19 protein-coding genes are annotated in these 20,524 nt (G+C 70.5%); 12 read left to right on the forward strand and 7 right to left on the reverse strand.

The window, feature by feature from the left end; all coding sequences use genetic code 11:
• The 4 genes from H4F99_RS13405 to H4F99_RS13420 form a co-directional block, all read left to right on the forward strand.
• On the forward strand, nucleotides 1-332 hold a 332-nt coding region (locus H4F99_RS13405), incomplete at its 5' end, for an SPOR domain-containing protein (RefSeq protein ID WP_182670330.1).
• A 40-nt stretch (nucleotides 333-372) separates the two neighbouring features.
• Nucleotides 373-975, forward strand: a complete 603-nt coding sequence (locus H4F99_RS13410; protein WP_182670331.1) for a CvpA family protein — start codon at nucleotides 373-375, stop codon at nucleotides 973-975.
• Nucleotides 976-978: 3 nt separating this feature from the next.
• Nucleotides 979-2,448, forward strand: a complete 1,470-nt coding sequence (gene purF / locus H4F99_RS13415; RefSeq protein WP_182670333.1) for an amidophosphoribosyltransferase — start codon at nucleotides 979-981, stop codon at nucleotides 2,446-2,448.
• 19 nt (nucleotides 2,449-2,467) lie between these two features.
• Nucleotides 2,468-3,289 carry a ferritin-like domain-containing protein gene (locus tag H4F99_RS13420; protein ID WP_182670335.1) on the forward strand — a complete coding sequence of 274 codons (822 nt, stop codon included), beginning with the start codon at nucleotides 2,468-2,470 and terminating at the stop codon, nucleotides 3,287-3,289.
• A 6-nt stretch (nucleotides 3,290-3,295) separates the two neighbouring features.
• Here H4F99_RS13420 and lpxH read toward each other — a convergent pair whose 3' ends face one another.
• Nucleotides 3,296-4,033, reverse strand: coding sequence for a UDP-2,3-diacylglucosamine diphosphatase (gene lpxH, locus H4F99_RS13425; RefSeq protein WP_182670337.1), 738 nt, complete (start codon nucleotides 4,031-4,033; stop codon nucleotides 3,296-3,298).
• A gap of 105 nt (nucleotides 4,034-4,138) precedes the next feature.
• Between lpxH and gltX the strand changes: the two genes are divergently transcribed.
• Both gltX and H4F99_RS13435 read left to right on the forward strand, forming a co-directional pair.
• Nucleotides 4,139-5,545, forward strand: coding sequence for a glutamate--tRNA ligase (gltX, locus tag H4F99_RS13430; RefSeq protein WP_182670339.1), 1,407 nt, complete (start codon nucleotides 4,139-4,141; stop codon nucleotides 5,543-5,545).
• Between the two features lie 9 nt (nucleotides 5,546-5,554).
• Entirely contained in the window at nucleotides 5,555-6,040 is a 486-nt protein-coding gene (locus tag H4F99_RS13435) for a transcriptional repressor (RefSeq protein WP_182670341.1), read from the forward strand.
• Nucleotides 6,041-6,083: 43 nt separating this feature from the next.
• Here H4F99_RS13435 and H4F99_RS13440 read toward each other — a convergent pair whose 3' ends face one another.
• Nucleotides 6,084-8,336, reverse strand: coding sequence for a TonB-dependent receptor (locus H4F99_RS13440; protein WP_182670343.1), 2,253 nt, complete (start codon nucleotides 8,334-8,336; stop codon nucleotides 6,084-6,086).
• A gap of 97 nt (nucleotides 8,337-8,433) precedes the next feature.
• Between H4F99_RS13440 and H4F99_RS13445 the strand changes: the two genes are divergently transcribed.
• Both H4F99_RS13445 and H4F99_RS13450 read left to right on the forward strand, forming a co-directional pair.
• On the forward strand, nucleotides 8,434-8,844 hold the full coding sequence (locus H4F99_RS13445) for a MerC domain-containing protein (RefSeq protein WP_182670345.1): 411 nt from the start codon (nucleotides 8,434-8,436) through the stop codon (nucleotides 8,842-8,844).
• Between the two features lie 96 nt (nucleotides 8,845-8,940).
• A complete protein-coding gene (locus tag H4F99_RS13450; RefSeq protein WP_246372154.1) occupies nucleotides 8,941-9,111 on the forward strand; it encodes a 30S ribosomal protein THX in 171 nt (56 codons plus the stop codon).
• A 107-nt stretch (nucleotides 9,112-9,218) separates the two neighbouring features.
• Here the strand turns inward: H4F99_RS13450 and hutI are convergent, their stop codons facing one another.
• A complete protein-coding gene (hutI, locus tag H4F99_RS13455) occupies nucleotides 9,219-10,457 on the reverse strand; it encodes an imidazolonepropionase (protein ID WP_246372170.1) in 1,239 nt (412 codons plus the stop codon).
• Complete coding sequence (locus tag H4F99_RS13460) at nucleotides 10,454-11,788, reverse strand: chloride channel protein (protein WP_182670349.1); 1,335 nt, start codon at nucleotides 11,786-11,788, stop codon at nucleotides 10,454-10,456. The genes hutI and H4F99_RS13460 overlap by 4 nt, the downstream gene beginning before the upstream one ends.
• A 105-nt stretch (nucleotides 11,789-11,893) precedes the next feature.
• Here H4F99_RS13460 and H4F99_RS13465 point away from each other — a divergent pair, with 105 nt between their 5' ends.
• From H4F99_RS13465 to H4F99_RS13480, 4 genes are all read left to right on the forward strand, one after another.
• Nucleotides 11,894-13,243 carry a formimidoylglutamate deiminase gene (locus H4F99_RS13465; RefSeq protein WP_182670351.1) on the forward strand — a complete coding sequence of 450 codons (1,350 nt, stop codon included), beginning with the start codon at nucleotides 11,894-11,896 and terminating at the stop codon, nucleotides 13,241-13,243.
• Between the two features lie 117 nt (nucleotides 13,244-13,360).
• A complete protein-coding gene (locus tag H4F99_RS13470; RefSeq protein WP_182670353.1) occupies nucleotides 13,361-15,040 on the forward strand; it encodes a serine hydrolase in 1,680 nt (559 codons plus the stop codon).
• A complete protein-coding gene (locus H4F99_RS13475) occupies nucleotides 15,037-16,269 on the forward strand; it encodes a histidine kinase (RefSeq protein WP_182670354.1) in 1,233 nt (410 codons plus the stop codon). The genes H4F99_RS13470 and H4F99_RS13475 overlap by 4 nt, the downstream gene beginning before the upstream one ends.
• Nucleotides 16,270-16,271: 2 nt before the next feature.
• Nucleotides 16,272-17,033: a response regulator gene (locus tag H4F99_RS13480; protein ID WP_182670537.1), complete on the forward strand. Its 762-nt coding sequence runs from the start codon at nucleotides 16,272-16,274 to the stop codon at nucleotides 17,031-17,033.
• A gap of 7 nt (nucleotides 17,034-17,040) precedes the next feature.
• Here the strand turns inward: H4F99_RS13480 and H4F99_RS13485 are convergent, their stop codons facing one another.
• The 3 genes from H4F99_RS13485 to H4F99_RS13495 all read right to left on the reverse strand — a co-directional run bounded on the left by H4F99_RS13485 (nucleotide 17,041) and on the right by H4F99_RS13495 (nucleotide 20,468).
• Nucleotides 17,041-17,562: a methylated-DNA--[protein]-cysteine S-methyltransferase gene (locus tag H4F99_RS13485; RefSeq protein WP_182670356.1), complete on the reverse strand. Its 522-nt coding sequence runs from the start codon at nucleotides 17,560-17,562 to the stop codon at nucleotides 17,041-17,043.
• A complete protein-coding gene (locus tag H4F99_RS13490; protein ID WP_182670357.1) occupies nucleotides 17,559-19,103 on the reverse strand; it encodes a DNA-3-methyladenine glycosylase 2 family protein in 1,545 nt (514 codons plus the stop codon). Before H4F99_RS13490 ends, H4F99_RS13485 begins: the two co-directional genes overlap by 4 nt.
• An 81-nt stretch (nucleotides 19,104-19,184) precedes the next feature.
• Entirely contained in the window at nucleotides 19,185-20,468 is a 1,284-nt protein-coding gene (locus tag H4F99_RS13495) for an alkaline phosphatase family protein (RefSeq protein WP_246372173.1), read from the reverse strand.
• Nucleotides 20,469-20,524: the final 56 nt, after the last annotated feature.

Below are 20,524 nucleotides of genomic sequence, written 5' to 3' on the forward strand. Positions count from 1 at the left end.
CCGAACCGCCGCCGGCCCGCGAGCCCGAACCGGCGCGTACGCCCGAACCCGCCCCGGTCGCCAGCGCGCCCGCGCCGCGTGCGCCGGCGGCCGCGGACGTCGGCTTCGCCGTGCAGATCGGCGCCTTCAGCCAGGCGGCGCAGGCCGGCCAGCTGCGCGACAAGGCGCGTGCGGCCGGCTTCAGCAGCTTCATCGAGCAGGTCCAGACCGACCAGGGCACGCTGAGCCGGGTCCGGGTCGGACCGGTGGGCAGCCGTGCCGAGGCCGAAGCGCTGAAGGCCGAGGTGGCGGCGAAACTGGGCGTCGACGGCATGGTCCGACCGCACCCGTGAGGGCGGTGACCGGGGTCGGTGCGAACGGGCGGTCGCGGCCATGACGGCGATCGACTGGGTGCTGTTGGCGATCGTCGCGATGTCGGCGCTGTTTGGCGCGCTGCGCGGACTGGTCGGCGTGATCGCTTCGCTGGCGGCCTGGCTGCTGGGCGGCTGGGCGGCCTTCCGCTACGGCGGTGATGTCGCGCTGATGCTGGCCGGCGGCACCGCGCCCACGACCGGCCAGCTGTTCGCCGGATATGCACTGAGTTTCATCGGCGTGATGGTGCTGGTGGGCGTGGTCGGCTGGAGCGTGAAGAAGCTGCTGCACACGGTCGGGCTGTCCGGCCTGGACCGCGCGCTCGGCCTGGTGTTCGGCGTGCTGCGCGGCGTGTTCGTGGTCTGCGTGCTGGTGCTGCTGATGGGCTTCACCGGCCTGCCGCGCGAGCCGGAGTGGCGGCATTCGCGGCTGGTGCCGCTGGCGCTGCCCGGGGCCTTGTGGCTGCAGGGCTGGCTGCCGGAATGGGCGGTGCAGCAGATCGATTTCAGCGGCGAGGCCCCGGTGGCCGCGTCGGACGTATTGCAGGACGTTTCGCAGGGCGTGCCCCTGCCCCTGCCCACCCCGGTGCCGCCGGCACCGGTCGACACTGACCAGGATCCATAAGCTATGTGCGGCATCATCGGTATCGTCGGCCAGAACGACGTCGCGGCCCAGTTGTACGACGGCCTCACGGTGCTCCAGCACCGCGGCCAGGATGCGGCGGGCATCGCCACCGCGCAGGGCACCCGCCTGCGGGTCCACAAGGGCAACGGCCTGGTGCGCGACGTGTTCGACGAAGCGTCGATGCAGGTCCTGCAGGGCAATATCGGCATCGGCCATTGCCGCTACCCGACCGCGGGCAGCGAGGGCTCGGACGAGGCGCAGCCCTTCTACGTCAACTCGCCCTACGGCATCGTGCTGGCGCACAACGGCAACCTGATCAACACCGAGGCGCTGCGCGACGAGGTGTTCGCTCAGGACCGCCGCAACATCAACACCGAGTCCGACTCCGAAGTGCTGGTCAACGTATTCGCGCACGAGCTGGACACCCAGAAGGGCCTGACCCCGGAGACGGTGTTCCGGGCGATCGAGGGCGTGAACCGGCGCTGCCAGGGTGGCTACGCGGTGGTCGCCGCAGTGCTGGGCCTGGGCCTGGTCGCATTCCGCGACCCCAACGGCATCCGCCCGCTGGTGCTGGGCAAGCGCCACCGCGACGGTCGCGACGAATACGCCGTGGCCAGCGAGTCGGTGGCACTGGACCTGACCGGCTTCGAGCGCGTGCGCGACGTGCGCCCGGGCGAGGGCATCGTGGTCACCATGGACGGAGAACTGCATGCGCGCGCCTGCGCCGAGGAGAAGCCGCACACGCCGTGCATGTTCGAGTACGTCTACTTCGCGCGTCCGGATTCGATGATGGACGATGTGTCCGTGCACAAGGCGCGCATGCGCATGGGCCAGACGCTGGGCGAGAAGATCCTGCGCCTGCGCCCGGACCACGACATCGACACCGTCATCCCGATCCCCGACTCCTCGCGCGACGCCGCGCTGGAGGTCGCCAACGTGCTGGGCGTGAAGTACCGCGAGGGCTTCATCAAGAACCGCTACGTGGGCCGCACCTTCATCATGCCGGGGCAGGGCGAGCGCGCGAAGTCGGTGCGCCGCAAGCTCAACCCGATCCCGCTGGAGTTCCGCAACCGCGTGGTGCTGCTGGTGGACGATTCGATCGTGCGCGGCACCACCAGCCAGCAGATCGTGCAGATGGCCCGCGAGGCCGGCGCGCGCAAGGTGTACCTGGCTTCGGCGGCGCCGCCGGTGCGGCACCCGAACATCTACGGCATCGACATGCCGACGCGCGAGGAACTGATCGCGTACAACCGCGAGGAGCAGGACATCGAGGCGCTGCTGGGTTGCGACTGGCTGATCTACCAGGACCTCGAGGACCTGGAGAAGGCCGTGTCCGGCCCGAAGAGCCGCATCGCCCACTTCGATTCGTCCTGCTTCAACGGCGTGTACGTGACCGGCACCGAGGCCGACTACTTCGAGCGCATCAAGCACCTGCGTTCGGACGAAGCGAAGATCCAGCGCCGCGCGTCGTGAGCGTGGCCGGGGCGCGGGCATGACGTCGTTGCATGAGGCGGCCCGTGCCTGCCTCGACGCCGCGACCCCTGATTCGAAGCCCGAGGCCACGCTGGCCGCGGCCGCGGCCTTCGCGCGCGGTGAGCTGGACATGGACCCCGATGCGCCGCCCGCGGAGGCGATCCGCATGCCCGGCCGGCCCGCGCGGCCGCGCCTGGTGCACCCGCGCGAGTTGCCGCGCCGCGGGCTCGGCAGCGAGGCCGGGCGCGCCGCCTTCATCCACGCAATCGCGCACATCGAGTTCAACGCCATCGACCTGGCCTGGGACGCGGTCTACCGCTTCCGCGGCCTGCCTGCGGCGTTCGCCCGCGACTGGGTGGGCGTGGCCGCCGACGAGGCCCGGCACTTCCTGATGCTGCGCGAGCGCCTGCGCGCGCTCGGCCATGACTACGGCGACTTCGATGCCCACAACGGGCTGTGGGAGATGGCCGAAAAGACCGCGCATGACGGCATGGCGCGGATGGCGCTGGTGCCGCGGGTGCTGGAGGCGCGTGGCCTCGATGTCACCCCGGGGATGATCCTCAAGCTGCGCGCGTTGGGCGACGACGTCACCGCCGACGTGCTGGAGGTGATCCTGCGCGAGGAAGTGGCGCACGTGGCGGCCGGTTCGCGCTGGTACCGCTGGTACTGCGAAGGCGCCGGGGTCGAGCCGCGCGCACGCTTCCGCGAGCTGTTGCGCGAGTACGCCAGCGGCTACCTGTACGGGCCGTTCAATGTCGAGGCGCGGCTGCTGGCGGGTTTCGATGAAGACGAACTGGCGTCGCTGGACGCGCTGGCCACGCGTCGCGACCCGGCGCACTGAACGCGCTCAGGCGGTCAGCGCCTCCAGACGGGTGCCGGTCGCGTCGACGCGCAGCACCGAGCCCTGTTCGTACCAGTCGCCGAGCACGATGCGCGTGCAGGCCTGCCCGTCGACATCGACCGCATGGATCGCCGGCCGGTGGGTGTGGCCGTGCACCAGGGTGTCGATGCCGTAGCGGTACAGGGTGTCGTGGACGGTGGCCGGGGCGACGTCGGTGATCGTCTCCATCCGGCCTTCGTCCTTCAGCCCCGACTGGTGCGCCTGGCTGGCGGCGCGCGCCTGCCGGGCGAAGGCCAACCGCGCGTCCAGCGGCTGCGCGAGGAAGCCGGCCTGCCAGCGTGGATCGCGCACCTGTGCGCGGAAGGCCTGGTAGGCGGTGTCGTCGGTACACAGCAGGTCGCCATGCATCAGCAGGGTCGGGCGGCCCTCCAGCATCACCACCGCGGGATCCGGCAGCACGGTCATGCCGGCGCGTCGCGCGAAGGCGTCGCCGAGCAGGAAGTCGCGATTGCCGCGCATGAAAAACACCGGCACGCCGGCATCGACGAGGGCGCGCACTTCATCGGCCACCGTGGCGCCCACCTCGGACGGATCGTCGTCGCCGACCCAGGCCTCGAACAGGTCGCCGAGGATGTACAGCGCGTCGGCCTGCCGGGCCTCGCCGCGCAGGAAGGCGACGAACAGATCGGTGATGGCGGGCCGCTCGGGATCGAGGTGCAGGTCGGAGATGAAGAGGGTGGCCATCGGCGCATTCTACCCGGCCGATCCAGGGGCACTGGCACCGACACCGGCGCTGGCCGGCGCGCTCCGGTAAAATCGCGGGTCTCCCCGTTTCGCGTCGAGCCCCGCATGACCTGCCGTACCCGCTTCGCCCCCAGTCCCACCGGTTACCTGCACATCGGCGGCGCGCGCACCGCGCTGTACTGCTGGCTGGAGGCGCGTCGCAACGGCGGCGAGTTCGTGCTGCGGGTCGAGGACACCGACCGCGAGCGCAGCACGCAGGCGGCGATCGACGCGATCCTGCAGGCGATGGACTGGCTGGGCCTGGACTATGACGAGGGCCCGGTCTACCAGACGCAGCGTCTCGACCGCTATCGCGAAGTCGCCGACCGCATGCTGGCCGACGGCACCGCGTACTACGCCTACGAGAGCAAGGAAGAACTCGAGGCGATGCGCGAGGCGGCGATGGCCGCGGGCCAGAAGCCGCGCTACAACGGCGCCGCGCGCGATGCCGGCCTGGCGTATCGCGACGACCCCAACCGGGTGGTCCGCTTCCGCAACCCGCAGGGCGGATCGGTCGTCTGGGAGGACAAGGTCAAGGGCCGCATCGAGATCAGCAACGACGAGCTCGACGACCTGGTGATCTTCCGCTCCGACGGCTACCCGACCTACAACTTCGCGGTGGTGGTCGACGACATCGACATGGGCATCACCGACGTGGTGCGCGGCGACGACCACGTCAACAACACGCCGCGCCAGATCAACATCTACCAGGCGCTGGGCGCGCCGGTGCCGCACTTCGCGCACCTGCCGATGATCCTCGACGAGCAGGGCGCCAAGCTGTCCAAGCGCACCGGTGCGGCCGACGTCATGCAGTACCGCGAGATGGGCTACCTGCCGCACGCGCTGCTGAACTACCTGGTCCGGCTGGGCTGGTCGCATGGCGACCAGGAGATCTTCTCCATCGAGGAGATGACCCGGCTGTTCGACCTCAAGGACGTGAACGCCAAGGCCTCGCGCCTCGATACGGCCAAGCTGGGCTGGCTCAACCAGCAGTACCTGAAGTCCGACGACCCGACGGCGGTCGCGCCGTACCTGGAATGGCACCTGCGCGACCAGGGCCTGGACCTGGCCATCGGGCCGGCGTCGGCCGATATCGTCATCGCGATGCGCGACCGCGTGCAGACGCTGAAGGAGATGGCGGAGCGCTCGAAGGTCTGGTTCGGGCCGCTGTCCGGCTACGACGATGCAGCCGTGGCCAAGCACCTGACCGACAAGGCGCGTGCACCGCTGGCCGATGCGCGCGAGCGGATCGCCGCGCTGCCGGCCTGGAGTGCCGAGGCGATCACCGGCGCGTTGCAGCAGAGCGCCGAGGCGCTGGGCGTCGGCATGGGCAAGGTGGCGCAGCCGATGCGCGTGGCGATCACCGGCACCCAGGTCAGCCCGGACATCGGCCACACCGTCTACCTGTGCGGCCGCGACGAGGCGCTGTCGCGTATCGATGCCGCGCTTGCCCTGTTGCCCGAGGGCGCATAGACGAGGGAGATGAGCATGTCGCACGCCTGCACCGACCCCAAGCACCATGTCCACGACGCCGAGGCGTTCGTGCGCGAAGTGGAACGCCAGTGCGAACGGCGCGGCCTGCGCCTGACCCCGATCCGCGCGCACGCATTGCAGTTGATCGCGGACGCCGGGCGGCCGGTGAAGGCCTATGACCTGCTCGACCAGATGAAGGAAACACACGACTCGGCCGCGCCGCCGACGGTGTATCGCGCGCTGGACTTCCTGCTCGAGCACGGCTTCATCCACAAGCTCGCGTCGATCAACGCCTTCGTCGGTTGCCACCATCCCGGCGCGGAAGCGCACGCGGTGCCCTTCCTGATCTGCGACCGCTGCCAGTCGGCCACCGAGCTGGAGGACGAGGACATCGTCGCGTCACTCGACCGCCGCGCGCGTGCGCTGGGCTTCGTCCCCCAGGCGCAGACGCTGGAGGTGCACGGCATCTGCGCGGAGTGTGCGAAGCAGGAGTGACGGGACGGCCGTCCGGGACGGCCGCCCGCGTGGCGCTGGTGCCCTAGAAGTAGCTGCGGATGCCGAAGGCGAAGCCGCGGCCGGGCAGGGGCGCGAGGTCCTTGAGAAAGGACGTGTGCACGCGCGCTTCCTCGTCGAGCAGGTTGCTGCCGTCGACGAAGACTTCCCAGGAGCCGCCGCTCGCGGTGTCGATGTGCCAGGCGAGGTGGGCGTCGACCAGGGTGTAGCCGGGGGTCGGCGTCTCGTTGGCGGCGACGTCGTCCTGCTCCATGTAGCGGATCGCGCCGAGCGAGGCACGCCACGCACCCAGCGACCAGTCGAGGCTGCCGCCGACGCGGGCCGGTGCGATGCGCGGCAGGGCGCCGCTGCGCTCCAGCGTGACCGTGTAGTCGTGGCTGTGGTCACCGTGCGGCACCGAGATGTCGACGTCGCGCGTGCCGCTGCCGGTCAGCTCGGCATCGACGATGTCGCCGAACACGGTGAGGTCCCACAGGCCGCTGGCGTTCTGGGCGAAGGTCCAGGTGCCCTCGACCTCGCCACCGGTGAAGCGGGCGTCCTCCTGCGTCCACAGATAGACCGGCCCGCCGTCGTCGACGCCCGTGTCTGCGAGGTAGATGAAGTCGTCGAACCGGGCCTGGTACAGCGAGGCCCCCAGTTTGAAGGGTCCGGAGTGCCAGTGCAGGCCGATCTCGGCGCGGTTGGCGGTCTCGACGTCGAGCGTCGGGTCGCCCAGTTCGACACTGCCGGTGGCGACGTGCAGGCCGCTGGAGTACAGCTCCTCGGCGACCGGTGAGCGCTGCGCGCGGTCGAGTCCGAAGGACAGGTGGAAGTCGTCGCTGATGTCCCAGCGCAGCGCCGCGGACGCGCTGAAGGTGTCGAAGTCGTTGTCCGGGAACGCCACTTCCGCGTTGTTGACGACACGGGTGGCGCCATCGACGCCGATGCTGTTGCGGTCGTAGCGGGCGCCCAGTTCGACCCTGACCGGGTCGAAGTCACGCTGGCCGATCCAGAACAGGCCAACGTCGCGGGTCTCCGAACCCGGAACGAAGGCCTCGTCGCCGATGGCTTCGAAATCGCGCTGCGCCCACTGCAGGCCAAATGCACCGTCCCAGCCGGCGATCGGCGAGTGGAGCGCTTCAAGGCGCGCCTCGGTGCTGGTGCTGTGGAACACGGTGCCGACCTCGTCGCCCTCGTACTCGGTGTGGGTGTAGTCGGTGTGGGCCATCTTGGCCTTGAGGGAGGCGAACGGACCGATGTCGTCGAGTCCGCCCCGCACCTCGTAGCGACGCTGGTCCATCACGATGGTCACGCCCTCTTCGTGTGCGTTCGCCTCGTCGTGGTCATGGTCGTCGTCGTGATCGTCATCGTCATGACCGTGGTCGTGGTCCTCTTCCTCTCCATGGCTGTGGCCGGGGACCCCGTAGCGGGTGCTGTACAGGCTCGCCGAGGCGCCGAGAAAGCCGCGCTCGCCGACCCAGGACAGGCCGAAGGCACCGGCGTCGGTGCGGATCGCGCTGTTGGGCAGGGTGCCGAACGCGCCTTCCTCCTCGTGCTCGTCGTGGTCGTGGTCATCGTCGTCGCCGTCGTGATGCTCCTCCTCGTGGGCATGCTCGCTTTCCGCGTACCCCGGGATGTCGTAGTCACCGGTTTCGCGGTGCAGGGCATCGACATGGAACACCCAGCGCCCATCGCTGGACGTACCATCCAGGCGCACCATGCCGGTCTTCTCGTCGTTGACCGTGCCGCCGCGCAGTTCGGCGCGGCCCTGCAGCGGTTCGGCGGTGGTGCGCTCGGGCACGCGGCCATCGACCACGTTCACGGCGCCGCCGATCGCGCCGCTGCCGTACAGCAGGGTGGCGGGGCCCTTCAGCACTTCGATCTGCTCGGCCAGGAACGGCTCGACGCTGACCGCATGGTCGACGCTGACCGTGGACACGTCGCCGGTGCCCAGGCCGTCGCTCAACACCTGCACGCGCGCGCCGTCGAGGCCGCGGATGGTCGGGCGGCCCACACCGGGGCCGAAATAGCTGGACTGCACGCCGGGCAGCTTCGCGACGGTCTCGCCCAGCGAATTGGCTTTCGCATCGTCCAGCTTCTCGCCCGCCAGCACGTCCACCGGACGCATCAGGTGTTCGGCGTCGTCGGCCAGCGGCGTGGCCTTGACCTCGACCGCGTCCAGGTCAACGGGCGCGTGGTCATGCGACTGGATCGCCGGATCGGCGTGGGCGGCGAGGGGCAGGGCGGTGGCGAGCGCGAGCGCGAGGGGCAGGCGACGGAGCGGGGGGACTGGATTCATGGGCAGCATGGGGTGGATGAGGTAAAGTGGCGTCGGGACATGTCGGAATGTTATATTATAACAATCCGCTGTCCAGCCCCTCCCATTCGTCACGTTCATGTCCCCTGCCTCCCGCCACCGCCTTATCGACCGCTTCGGGGCCCTGGGTTCCCTGTTGTGCGCCGTGCACTGCGCCCTGTTGCCCATCCTGATCGCGACCCTGCCTTCGCTGGGGATCGCCGGCTGGCTCGATGACCGTTTCGAAGTGGCCTTCGTCGTGTTCGCCACGGCGCTGGGCCTGTTCAGTGTGATCTGGGGCTACCGTCGGCACGGGGCGGTCCGCGCGCTGTCCCTGCTCCTGCCCGGGTTGGCCGTCCTCTGGATTGGCGTGCTGTACCGGCCGCTGCACGAGTCGCTGGTCCCGCACGCGGTGGCGATGACCTTCGGCGGCACCCTCGTCGGCCTGGCCCATCTGGCCAACCTGCGGCTGAACCACGGGCACGTGCACGACGCCAGCTGCGCGCATTGACGTCGCCAGGGGCCGTTACCGGCAGAGCTGCGTGTTACAATGGCCGGTCACGCACCGTGCGTATTCACTACATCCAACGATTCCGGAGCACCAACCATGGGCAAGGGCGACCGCAAGACCGCCAAGGGCAAGCGCTACAACTCCAGCTACGGCAACGCCCGTTCCAAGGCCGTGACCAAGTCGACCGGCGCCGCTTCGGCCCCGGTGACCAAGAAGACCACCAAGACGGCCCGCAAGGTCGTGGCAAAGAAGGCCGCCAAGGCCTGAGGCCCGCAGCGCGGCCCTGGCCGCGACGCCGCTGAAAAACCCCGCTCGCGCGGGGTTTTTTCGTTCATGGCGCCCGGACGGTCCGGCGCGGTACGCCGGAGGTACCCTCAGCCGATGAAACGCCCCCCGGCATACACCCCGCGACACAGGCGACCGCCGAGCCAGTAACCGAGCTCCGACGGATGGCGGATGTCCCAGAGCGCGAAGTCGGCGCGCGCGCCCACGCGCAGCACGCCACGGTCGTGCAGGCCCAGCGCATGCGCCGCGTTCACGGTCGCGCCGCGCAGGGCTTCCTCCGGGGTCAGGCGAAAGTGCGTGCAGGCCAGCTGCATGGCCTGTCGCAGTGACAACAGGGGCGCGGTGCCGGGGTTGCAGTCGGTGGCCACGGCCATCGCCACGCCCTGTTGGCGGAACGCCTCGAGCGGCGGCAGTTTCGTCTCGCGCAGGACGTGGAATGCGCCGGGCAGCAGCACCGCGACCACGCCGGACGCCGCCATTGCCGCCACGCTTTCCGCGCTGCTGTACTCGACGTGGTCGGCAGACAGGCCGGCGAAGGCCGCGACCAGGCCGGCGCCGCCCAGGTCGCTGAGCTGGTCCGCGTGCAGCTTGACGGGCAGGTCGAGCAGGCGTGCGGCCTCGAACACCCGGCGGGTCTGCGCGGGCGTGAAGCCGATGCCTTCGCAGAAGGCGTCGACGGCGTCGACCAGGCCCTCGCCGTGCAACACCGGCAGCCATTCGACCACGGCATCGATGTAGGCCTCGGCGTCGCCGGAGAACTCAGGGGGCAGCGCATGCGCGGCGAGGTACGTGGTGCGGACCTCGATGCCCAGCACCTCGCCGAGGCGGCGCGCGACCCGCAGCATCTTGCGTTCATTGTCGAGGTCCAGCCCGTAACCGGACTTGATTTCGAGCGTGCTGACGCCGTCCGCGACGAGCGCGCGTGCACGCGGAAGCGATTCGCGCAGCAGGTCGTCCTCGCTGGCGGCGCGGACCGCGCGGACGCTCGACAGGATGCCGCCGCCGGAGCGGGCGATGTCCTCGTAGCTCGCACCCTCGAGGCGCATCTCGAATTCGCGTGCGCGGTCGCCGGCGAATACCAGGTGGGTGTGGCAGTCCACGAGGCCCGGCGTGATCCAGCCGTCCGCTTCGATCACCTGGTCGGCGAGGCTGTCTTCGTCCCCCGGCAACTGGACCCGCGCGCCCACCCAGGCCAGTCGACCGTCCTTCCAGGCGATCGCGCCGTCGGTGACCTCGCCATAGCCCCGGGTGTCGTCGAGGGTGGCCAGCGAAGGGCCGACGATCAGGCCATCCCAGCGGGAGTCAACGTCGGGAACGGGCGTCATCATGCAGCAGGCTCCGGTGCGAGGCGCGGCGCGAGGCGTTGGGCCAGCGCCTTGTAGATGGGCGTGGGGCACAGCAGGTTGGAACTGGCACGGGCCAGCAGCACCGTGGCGAGGATGGGCAGCAGCAACTCGTGGTTGTCGGTCAGTTCGATCGAAATGACCGCGGATGTCAGCGGTGCCTGGGTCACGCCGGCGAGATAGGCGCACATGCCCAGCAGCACGATCGCGGAGGGGTCCACGCCTGGAAACAGCAGGGCGAGGTTGTCGCCAATCCCGGCCCCCACTGCCAGTGCCGGCGAGAACAGCCCGCCGGGGATCCCGGCGACGTAGGACACCAGATTGGCGGCGAACTTCGCGATGCCGAACCCGGCGCCCGGTTCGCCGTGCTGTTGCAGCAGGGCATGGGCCTGTTCGTAGCCGGTGCCGAAGACCGTGCCGCCGAGGGCGATGCCGAGCAGCGCGAGCAGCATGCCGCAGGCCGTGGCGAACAGCACCGGACGGTCTGCACGGAGGCGTCCAAGCCAGCGCGGCCGGCCATCGACCGCGCCGATCACGAGGCGTGCGAACAGGCCCCCGAGCAGCCCACAGACGATGCCGCAGGCCGCGATGGCCAGCCAGCCCTCGCCCAGTGGCAGGCGCGCGCTGATGTGGCCGAAGTAGGCGTAATCGCCGAGCAGTCCGAGTGATACCACGCCGCCGATGATCACCGCCGTCAGCAAGGTGCCCGAAAAGCGTTGCTCGAATGCGCCGCTCAGCTCCTCGATCGCGAACACCACGCCGGCGAGCGGCGTGTTGAAGGCAGCGGCGATGCCCGCGGCGCCGCCTGCCAGCAGGAAGCGCGAGGCCTGGTACGGATCGGAATATCCGAGGCGGCGGCCGATGGCGTGCATGATCCCCGCGCCGACGTGCACCGTGGGCCCTTCGCGACCGACGGAGGCGCCTCCGAGCAGCGCGACAAGCGTGAACGCCATCTTGCTCAGCGACACCCAGAGGGACAACTGCGCGGCGCGGAAGTCGTCGCGCGTGACCTGCAGCGACGCGATCACCTGGGGGATGCCGCTGCCTCGCGTGGGCGCCAGGCGGCCACGCGTGGCCCAGGCGAGCAGTGCGAACGCACCGGGCGTCAACAGCAGCGCCCACCAGGGCGAATGCTCGCTGACCCGCACGAAGACGCCGAAGGCGGCATCGCCGACCTTGGCGAAGACGATCGCGGCCAGCGCCACCGCGACGGCGCCGCCCCACAGGGCCAGCCGACGTTTCCACTCGGATGGCGACCAGAGCGGCGCCGGCCCGCCGGGATCGGGGGCCGGTTGGGGAGGACGGCCAGGACTCATCGGTCCATTGTAGGGGTTGGGCATGTCGAGGTCCGGTCGAAACTCGCCAGCCTGCGCGCCGCGCGAGACAATGGCGGTGCCTCCCATCGTCCATGGATTGCCTGCATGAGCCGAAAATCGCTTCCCGAGGGTGCGTTGTGGACGCCAGATGGCTGGCGGGAAGGCCAGCGGGCGACGGTGGATGCACGGGGACGGATCGAAGCCCTGGAGACGCACGCGCCGCGCGGACGGCGCCTCCTGCCCGGCATCGCCAACCTGCATTCGCATGCGTTCCAGCGTGCGATGGCCGGCATGGCCGAGCGGCAGACGGATCCGAACGACTCGTTCTGGACCTGGCGCGAGACCATGTACCGGTTCGCGGCGCGTTTCTCGCCCGACACGTTGTATGCGGTGGCCGCGCAGCTCTATGTCGAGATGCTCGAAGCGGGCTACACCACCGTGTGCGAATTCCATTACCTGCACCATGCGCCCGGTGGCCGGCCGTATGCCGACCCAAGCGCGATGTCGCAGGCGCTGGTGGCCGCGGCGCGTGATGCCGGCATTCGCATGACCCTGCTGCCGGTGCTGTACATGACCGGTGGCTTCGACGGGCGCGCACTGGGCGAACGCCAGCAGCGCTTCGGGCACGCGGTCGACGATTACCTCGCATTGATCGACAGGTTGTGCGAGGACGCCAACGAGATGCTGCACGTGGGGTGCGCGCTGCACAGCCTGCGCGCGGTGCCGCCCGATGCGATGCAGCAGGTGCTGGCCACGCTGCCGCCAGCGATGCCGGTGCACATCCACATCGCGGAGCAGGTGCCGGAGGTCGAGGACTGCCTTGCGGTGCGCGGCGCGAGGCCGGTGCAATGGCTGCTCGACAATGCCGACGTCGACGCGCGCTGGACCCTGGTGCATGCCACCCATCTCGATGCGGACGAAGTCGCCGGCATCGCGCGCAGCGGCGCGACCGTGGCGATCTGCCCGACCACCGAGGGCAATCTGGGCGACGGCCTGTTCCCGCTGCAGGACTACCTGGCCGCTGGCGGTCGCTGGGGCATCGGGTCCGATTCGCACATCTCGGTGTCGCCGGTGGAGGAGCTGCGCTGGCTGGAGTATGGCCAGCGGCTGGTGGCGCGGCGTCGCAATATCGCCGTGTCTGCCGACACGCCCAGCGTCGGCGAAACCCTGCTGGCCGGCACGATGGCAAGTGCGGGCGCTTCCACCGGACATGACATCGGCTTGCTGGAGGCGGGCCGGTACGCGGATGCAGTCGTCCTCGACCCGGACGCCCCGGTGCTGGCGGGTGCGACTGACGAAGACCGGGTCGACCGCTGGCTCTTCAGCGGCAACCGGCCGCTGGTCGACGAGGTGTACGTGGGCGGCCAGCGCGTCGTCGAGTCGGGGCGCCACCGCGACCGCGCCGCCATCGCGGCCCGCTATCGCGATGCGCTCGCCGCCTTGATGCGGGAATGATCCGGTTTCGCGACCCGTGCGGGCGTTTCGTCATCCGCAGCCGGGGTTTCGTCGCGGGCCCCGGCAGGCGGTCCGCGGCGGCGTGACACTGGCGGCTCCATCCATGGAGGACTCCCGATGAAGATCCGCAAGCCGCGCTTCGTTTCCATCCTGGCGCTTGTGCTGGGTACGTCGGCCGCTACTGGCGCTTGCGCCGGCGTCCAGCCGGAAGCCGATATCGATCCTGGCCTGCAGGCGACCGTCGAACGACGCATCGGCGGCGACCGCAGCGGTGCGTGCCTGGCGGTTGGCGTGGTGAAGGTGGAAGGCAATGCGCCGCGGATCCGTCGCGCCTACGCCTGCGCCGACCCGAAAGAAGCGGGCCGGATCGGCGCGAACAGTGCCTTCGAGATCGGCTCGGTCAGCAAGACGATGACCGCGACCCTGCTCGCGGGCCTGATTGAATCCGGCCAGGCCAGCCTCGACGATCCGCTGGCGGACTACCTGCCTGAAGGCACCGGGGTGCCGCGATACGGCGAGCAGGTAATCCGGCTCCGGCATGTCGTCAGCCACACCAGCGGCCTGCCTGCGTTGCCGCCGGGCGTGCCGCTGGCCGACCCGCGCGACCCCTATGCGGCCATGACCCCCGATGCGCTGCTCGGAGCGCTGGACCGGGTGCAGCTCACGCAGGCGCCGGGCGAAACGTTCGCGTATTCCAACTTCGCGTCGATGCTGTTGTCGCTGGCCGTTGCGCGCCGCGCGGGCGAAGATTTCGATGTGCTGCTTCGCGAGCGCCTCTTCCAGCCGCTGGGCATGGGCGGCGCGCATCTGGATGCGCCGCCGGAGGGCATCGTCGCCGCCGAAGGGCACCTCCCCAATGGAAGTCGCACCCCGGCCTGGCACTTCGACCCGGCACTGGCTGGCGTGGGCGGCGTGCGGGCCACCCTCGACGACATGCTGCGCTATGCGGAAGGCGAGCTGGGTCGCGCACCGCAGCCCCTCGCCGATGCGATCGAACTCACCCAGCAACCGCTGCAGACGCCTGCGGGCACCCCGATCGCGATGAACTGGATGCTGGCCGATGTCGGTGGCCACGCGATACTGGCGCACGAGGGCGGCACCGGCGGGTTCTCGTCGCTGGTCGCGATCGACCGCGAGCGAGGGCGCGGCGTGGTGGTCCTGTCCGACACCGCGCTGACGTCGCTCGGCGGACTGGGCGACCTCGGGATGCACCTGCTGGACGAGCGCCAGCCGCTGCCCGGCCCGCGCAAGGCGGTTCCGGCACCGGACGCGTTGATCGATGCGCTGGTGGGCGAGTGGCAGTTGCAGGGCGGTCCGGCCATGAGCGTCCGGCGCAAGGGCGACGCGCTGGAGATCCAGGCGCCCGGACAACCGGCCTTCGAGATGGGCCATGACGACCGTGGCGACTTCTACCCACTGGCCTTCGATGCGCTGATGCACCCGCTGCAGGGGCCTGATGGCGGGTACACCTTCGTCTGGCACCAGGGCGGTGGCGCCATGCCGGCACGGCGCCTCGACGCTGTCGCAGCGGGCGCGGCCGCTGGGCTGCTGTCGGACTATGCGGGCACCTATCCGCTGGCACCGACGGACATGACGCTGACCGTGAGCGAGCGTGACGGCGTACTGCACGCACAGGCGACCGGGCAGGGCGCGTTCGCGCTGGTGCCGGCGGGCGGGGACGTCTTCCGCGCGGATGCGTTCGGCATCGAGATCCGTTTCCAGCGCGACGGGTCTGGACGGGTGGTGGCGCTCGCCCTGCACCAGGGCGGCCAGGTGCTCGGGGGCGAGCGTCTGTGAACGTATCGCCGGCCAGCGCCCCGAGCTATCCGCTGGGCAGACCGTTGCCGGCCGAGGTGCTGGTCGGCGGTCATTCGGTCTGGTCGCGCTACCGCCAGTATCCGGTGTTCAGCCTGCCCTGGTTGCGGGGCCGGAGCCTGCTCTTCGCGGGCGTGTTGCTGGTCCTGGCACTGATGACCGGCTTCGGCTCCGGGTTCGCGTTGCAGGACTACCGGATCGGAGTGCTGGCCGGCGCGCACATGTTCGCGGCCTTCATGCTGATGGCCACTGCGGGTCCCGCGCTCGCCAGCTGGGTGCGCTATCGCCAGTGGCCGCTGCGCAAGGAGCGCTGGGCCGTGGTCTTCGCGGTGCTGGTCGGCATCGTGGCCAGCTATGCCGTCGACATGTGGGCATCGGGCTACATCGAGCGCACGGTCGGTGCGGCCCTGCGCGCGGACGGCATGGCACAGCCCGACATTTCGGGCGCCTCCACGCCGGAGCGGATCCTGGCCCTGCTGGTGAACCTGGCGTCCCTGTTCGTGGTCTATGGGGCGTTCGGCGGTGGGCTGGCCCTGCGTGCGTACTTCAGCGAGCAGCGCCGCTGGCAGTCGGCGTTGCAGCGCGACGCGCTCGCGCGTTCGCGCCAGGCGCGCCACGACAGCGACCTTCGCCTGGGGGCGCTGCAGGCGCAGGTCGAGCCGCACTTCCTGTTCAATACCCTGGCGTCGGTGCGCGCACTGGTCAGGCAGTCGCCGGAACAGGCCGAGCAGACGCTGGATGCGTTGGTGGACTACCTCAGGGCGACCATCCCGCGCATGCGCGGCGGCGACGCACCCTCGACGCTGGGCCAGCAGATCGACGTGTGCACGGCCTACCTCGACGTGATGCGGCTGCGCATGGGCGGGCGCCTGGCGTGGGGCGTCGATGTCGACGGTGGCCTGCGCGCGCACCCGTTCCCGCCGCTGCTGCTCATCACCCTGGTCGAGAACGCGGTCAAGCACGGCATCGAGCCGCTGCGCGGCGACGGGCGGATCGACGTACAGGTGGCGGTCGAAGACGATGCCCTGGCCGTGCGCGTGGTCGACGACGGCGTGGGGCTCCAGCCGGGCATCGGCAGCGGTGTCGGCCTGGCCAACGTGCGCGAACAGTTGCAGGCCCGTTTCGGACCGAAGGCAAGCCTGGCGCTGCGACCCGGCGCGGTCGGCGGCACGGTGGCGGATGTGCGGGTGCCCCTGGAGATTCCGTCATGAACGTGGACGCGCCGCGCATCCTGGTCGCCGAGGACGAAGCCCCGCAGCGCCGCGCCCTGGTCGCGATGCTGGCCGAGGCGTGGCCGGGCCTGCCGGCGCCCATCGTCTGCGAGGACGGCATTGCCGCGCTGCAGGCCATCGCTGCGCAGCCGCCGGACGTTGCCTTCCTCGACATCCGCATGCCGGGGGTGAGCGGACTCGATGTCGCACGCGCGGTGGTGGCCGCCGGGGGGCAGGTCGTATTCACCACCGCCTACGACGAATACGCGGTCAACGCCTTCGAAGCCGGCGCAATCGATTACCTGCTCAAGCCGGTGCAGCCCGCGCGCCTGGCACAGGCCGTCGAGCGCCTGCGCGAGCGGCTCGAGCAGGCACCGGACGAGGGTCGCGTGCGCGCAGTCGAAGCGCTGGAGGCGCGGATGCGCCCGTCGGCTGATCGCCTGGTGCGCTGGATCACCGCCAGCGTCGGCGACAGCATCCGCATGATCGGCATCGACGAGGTGCTGTACTTCCAGGCCCAGGACAAATACGTCTGCGTCGCCACCAGCGAAGGCGAGGCGATGATCCGGACCCCACTGAAGGACCTGCTCGTGGGGCTGGATCCGGATGTGTTCTGGCAGGTGCATCGGGGCGTGGTCGTGCGTGTCGCGGCGATCGACCGCGTCCGGAAGGATGAACTCGGCAAGTGGCGCCTGTCGCTGCGTGGGCAGGAGACATCGCTCCCGGTCAGCGCGGCCTTCGTGCATCGTTTCCGGGGGATGTGAGGCGGCCTCAGGCGGCGAACAGGTCGTCGTCGACCGCAGGCAGGGCGCCTTCGAGGCGAAGCAGGAAGCGCTTGGCGGGCAAGCCACCGCCAAAGCCGGTCAGCGATCCGTCGGCGCCGATGACCCGGTGGCAGGGCAATACGATCGGCAGCGGGTTGCGGCCGTTGGCGGCGCCGACGGCGCGGGTGGCCGAAGGCCGGCCCAGCCGCGCGGCCATCTGCGCATAGCTCCGGGTCTCGCCAAAGGGGATGCTTGCGAGCCCGAACCACACGCTGCGCTGGAAGTCGGTGCCCTCGGGCGCGAGCGGCAGGTCGAAACGGGTGAGGCGGGCTTCGAAGTACGCGTCCAGTTGCGCGGCGAGCGCGTCCAGCAACGGGTGCGCGCCTTCGTGCCAGCGACGATCGCGCGGCACCGGATGGCGTTGCGCATCGAACTCGATCGCGTGCACGCCGGCGTCGGAGGCCGCGATGCGCAGGGGGCCGACCGGACTGGGTTGGATGCGATGAAAGATCGGGGCGGGCGTGTTCATGCTGGGGACCTCCGCTTGGCGGTGGGGCGTACAGGCGCGGCCGCGTCCGCGGCGCTGCGCCAGAGGTGGATGACGGCGTAGGCGCGCCACGGTCGCCACGCCTCCGCATCTGCGGCCAGCTGGCGGGCGGTCAGTCGCGTGCCGTCGGTCGGCAGCGTCCTCTGCAGTACCAGGTCTTCCGCCGGAAAGGCATCGGGATGGCCGAGCGCGCGCATGGCAACGTACTGCGCCGTCCACGGGCCGATGCCGGGCAGGGCCGTCCAGCGCTCGACGAACTCATCCAGCGTCTGTTCCGGGCGGAAGTCGACCTGGCCATCGAGCAGTGCGCGCGCGACCGCCCGTATCGAGCCGGCACGTGCGGTGGTCAGACCGATGCCCGCGAAGTCGGCGTCGGCGAGTGCCGCCGGCGTGGGAAACAGGTGGGTCAGTCCCTCGGCCAAGGGGGCGTCGCAGGGGGTGCCGAAGCACTGGGCGAGGCGCGCGGTGATCGTGCGGGCCGCCGCCACGCTGACCTGCTGGCCGACGATCGCGCGTACTGCGATCTCGAAGCCGTCCCAGCCGCTGGGCAGGCGCAGGCCGGGGCGCCGGTCCAACCGTGGCTGCAGGCGCGCGTCGGCGGAGAGCGTGCCCGCGATGGTGCCGGGGTCGGCGTCCAGGTCGAACATGCGCCGCACCCGGGTCACGACCGGCTGCAGGCGCAGCGGCGGCACGCCGTGCAGTTCCAGCTTCAACGCGGGCTCGTCGCCCGGCCATGCGCGGACCTGCAGCCAGCCGGGCGCGGCCTGGCCATCGTCCACGGCGATGACGCGCCGGTACGAGGCGTCGTCGACCACTTCCACGCCGGGCAGGGCGCGCCCGCGCAGGAAATCCAGCATTGCACTGAAATCGTATGGCGGCCGATAGGCCAGCCGCAGCGCCAGCGTCTCGCCGCCGGTCGCCGCGGTGTTGCGGCGCAGTTCGCGCGGCGCCATCCGGTAGGCGTCCTTGAACGTTGTGTTGAAGCGGCGCAGGCTGCCGAACCCGGCGGCCATCGCGATATCGGTGACCGGCAGGTCGGTCTCGGTCAGCAACTGCTTGGCGAACAGCAGGCGCCGGGTCGCATGCACGCCGAGCGGCGCGGCGCCCAGGCGCTCGACGAACAGCCGCCGCAATTGGCGTTCGCCCAGATGCACGCGCTCGGCCAGCGTGGCGACCGGCGCATCGGCCAGGAGACCGTCGTCGATGAGACGGATCGCCCGCGCGACCGTGGCATCGCCGCGGCGCCAGTGCCCGTCGGCGGGCGACAGCTCGGGCCGGCAGCGCAGGCAGGGACGATAGCCGGCGGCCTCGGCCGCGGCGGCATTGGCGAAGTAGCGCACGTTCTTCTCGCGCGCCGGCGGCGCCGGGCACACGGGCCGGCAGTAGATGCCGGTGGTCGCCACCGCGGTGAAGAACAGGCCGTCGAAGCGGATGTCCCGGCTCAGCCGCGCCTGCGCGCAGACGTCGGCTGGGAGGTCGGGCCGGGCATGTTCAGCGTGGGCGAGGGCGTCGACGAAGGACATGGGTGCAGGCTAGCACCGCAGGCCCGCACGAACTCGCCGGATTCGGACATCAATGCAGGCGGCGTCGGACGGCCTGTGGGTTCACTCGTCGGAGGGCCCCGCGTCCGATGCCAGGGCCGGCAGCAACGGCGTGATGTCGCCGTCGTTGCGCGCGGGCGCGATGCCAACCAGCCGCGCCAGCAGCGGGTAAACATCGACATTGTCGAACGCGGGAAGAGTCACGCCGGCGCGGAACGCGGGGCCGCGTGCAATGAACAGGGCACGCATCGAGGGAAGCGCCGGATCGAAGCCGTGCGAGCCGCGCGTGCCGGCCGCCTGGCGCATCGGGAGGTACTCGGCGGGAATCGCGTCCCAGCCTTCGTCCATCTGGCAGACGATGCTCGGCACGCGCGCATGGCGGCCATAGGCCCAGCGGGCGGGCAGGTCCTGCTTGCGCCAGCACTCGTAATGGTCGTGGCGACCGACAACGCGGCTTTCGATCCCGGCGCCGCGGCCACGCACCGGCTCGATGCCCACGGACTGGCCATAGGACACCACCTTGCCGTCGCGGGGCGACACGATGTCCTCGACCGCGATTGCCTGCGTCGCCGGCACCGTGGCCATGCCGTGGTCCGAAACGACGATCAGGTTGACCGCGTCGAGTTGCCCCTGCTCACGCAGGCCGTCGAGCAGCTGGCCGATCGTGGCATCGGCTTCGCGGATGGCGGCGTGTGCTTCCGGCGAGTCGGGGCCATGGTCATGGCCGGCCTTGTCGACGCGCTCGAAGTACAGCGTGGCGATGCGGGGCCGGGTTGCCTCGGGTTCGGCCATCCAGCCGAGCACGGTATCGACCCGTGTATCGAAGGACAGATCGGGGTCGAAGGCCTGCCAACGGTCCGGCCGGACGCCCTGCACGGCAGCCTCGCTGCCCGGCCAGAACAGGGTTGCGGTGGGCAGCCCCGCCTTGTGGGCGCCGACCCAGACCGGTTCGCCCGCCCACCAGCGGCCGTCGCCCACGGCCTCGCGATTGCTCAGGCGGAAGGTCCCCAGTCCCGCGTCTTCCATGCTGTTGTGGACGATGCCGTGGCGGTCCGGGCGCAGGCCCGTGACGATGCTGTAGTGGTTGGGAAAGGTCAGCGACGGGTACGACGGGTTCATCCATTCCGCGCGCACCCCGCCTTCGACGATGCGCTGCAGGTTCGGCGTGATCCCGAGGTCGAGGTAGTCGGCGCGGAAGCCGTCGATCGAAACGAGGAGCACCGGTGGACGGTCGTTCGCGCCGTTCGGGGAAGACGGGACGGGTGACGATGCGCAGGCGGCCAGCAGGAGGGTGGCGAGCAGGACCGCGGTGCGCGTGGCAAGGGCCCGAAACGGCATGAAAGGCATGGCGCCATGATACCGGGCGCATGTTTCGTCTCGCGGACAGCGGAGGCGCGTGCTGC

This window comes from Marilutibacter penaei (assembly GCF_014145395.1).
GTDB classification, from domain to species: Bacteria; Pseudomonadota; Gammaproteobacteria; order Xanthomonadales; family Xanthomonadaceae; genus Marilutibacter; species Marilutibacter penaei.

Excerpts from the sequence above, each read along its gene's own strand:
- H4F99_RS13410 (WP_182670331.1), top strand. The coding sequence starts at position 373 with ATGACGGCGATCGACTGGGTGCTGTTGGCGATCGTCGCGATGTCGGCG.
- purF (WP_182670333.1), top strand. The coding sequence starts at position 979 with ATGTGCGGCATCATCGGTATCGTCGGCCAGAACGACGTCGCGGCCCAG.
- H4F99_RS13420 (WP_182670335.1), top strand. The coding sequence starts at position 2,468 with ATGACGTCGTTGCATGAGGCGGCCCGTGCCTGCCTCGACGCCGCGACC.
- lpxH (WP_182670337.1), bottom strand. The coding sequence starts at position 4,033 with ATGGCCACCCTCTTCATCTCCGACCTGCACCTCGATCCCGAGCGGCCC.
- gltX (WP_182670339.1), top strand. The coding sequence starts at position 4,139 with ATGACCTGCCGTACCCGCTTCGCCCCCAGTCCCACCGGTTACCTGCAC.
- H4F99_RS13435 (WP_182670341.1), top strand. The coding sequence starts at position 5,555 with ATGAGCATGTCGCACGCCTGCACCGACCCCAAGCACCATGTCCACGAC.
- H4F99_RS13440 (WP_182670343.1), bottom strand. The coding sequence starts at position 8,336 with ATGAATCCAGTCCCCCCGCTCCGTCGCCTGCCCCTCGCGCTCGCGCTC.
- H4F99_RS13445 (WP_182670345.1), top strand. The coding sequence starts at position 8,434 with ATGTCCCCTGCCTCCCGCCACCGCCTTATCGACCGCTTCGGGGCCCTG.
- H4F99_RS13450 (WP_246372154.1), top strand. The coding sequence starts at position 8,941 with ATGGGCAAGGGCGACCGCAAGACCGCCAAGGGCAAGCGCTACAACTCC.
- hutI (WP_246372170.1), bottom strand. The coding sequence starts at position 10,457 with ATGATGACGCCCGTTCCCGACGTTGACTCCCGCTGGGATGGCCTGATC.
- H4F99_RS13460 (WP_182670349.1), bottom strand. The coding sequence starts at position 11,788 with ATGAGTCCTGGCCGTCCTCCCCAACCGGCCCCCGATCCCGGCGGGCCG.
- H4F99_RS13465 (WP_182670351.1), top strand. The coding sequence starts at position 11,894 with ATGAGCCGAAAATCGCTTCCCGAGGGTGCGTTGTGGACGCCAGATGGC.
- H4F99_RS13470 (WP_182670353.1), top strand. The coding sequence starts at position 13,361 with ATGAAGATCCGCAAGCCGCGCTTCGTTTCCATCCTGGCGCTTGTGCTG.
- H4F99_RS13485 (WP_182670356.1), bottom strand. The coding sequence starts at position 17,562 with ATGAACACGCCCGCCCCGATCTTTCATCGCATCCAACCCAGTCCGGTC.
- H4F99_RS13490 (WP_182670357.1), bottom strand. The coding sequence starts at position 19,103 with ATGTCCTTCGTCGACGCCCTCGCCCACGCTGAACATGCCCGGCCCGAC.
- H4F99_RS13495 (WP_246372173.1), bottom strand. The coding sequence starts at position 20,468 with ATGCCTTTCATGCCGTTTCGGGCCCTTGCCACGCGCACCGCGGTCCTG.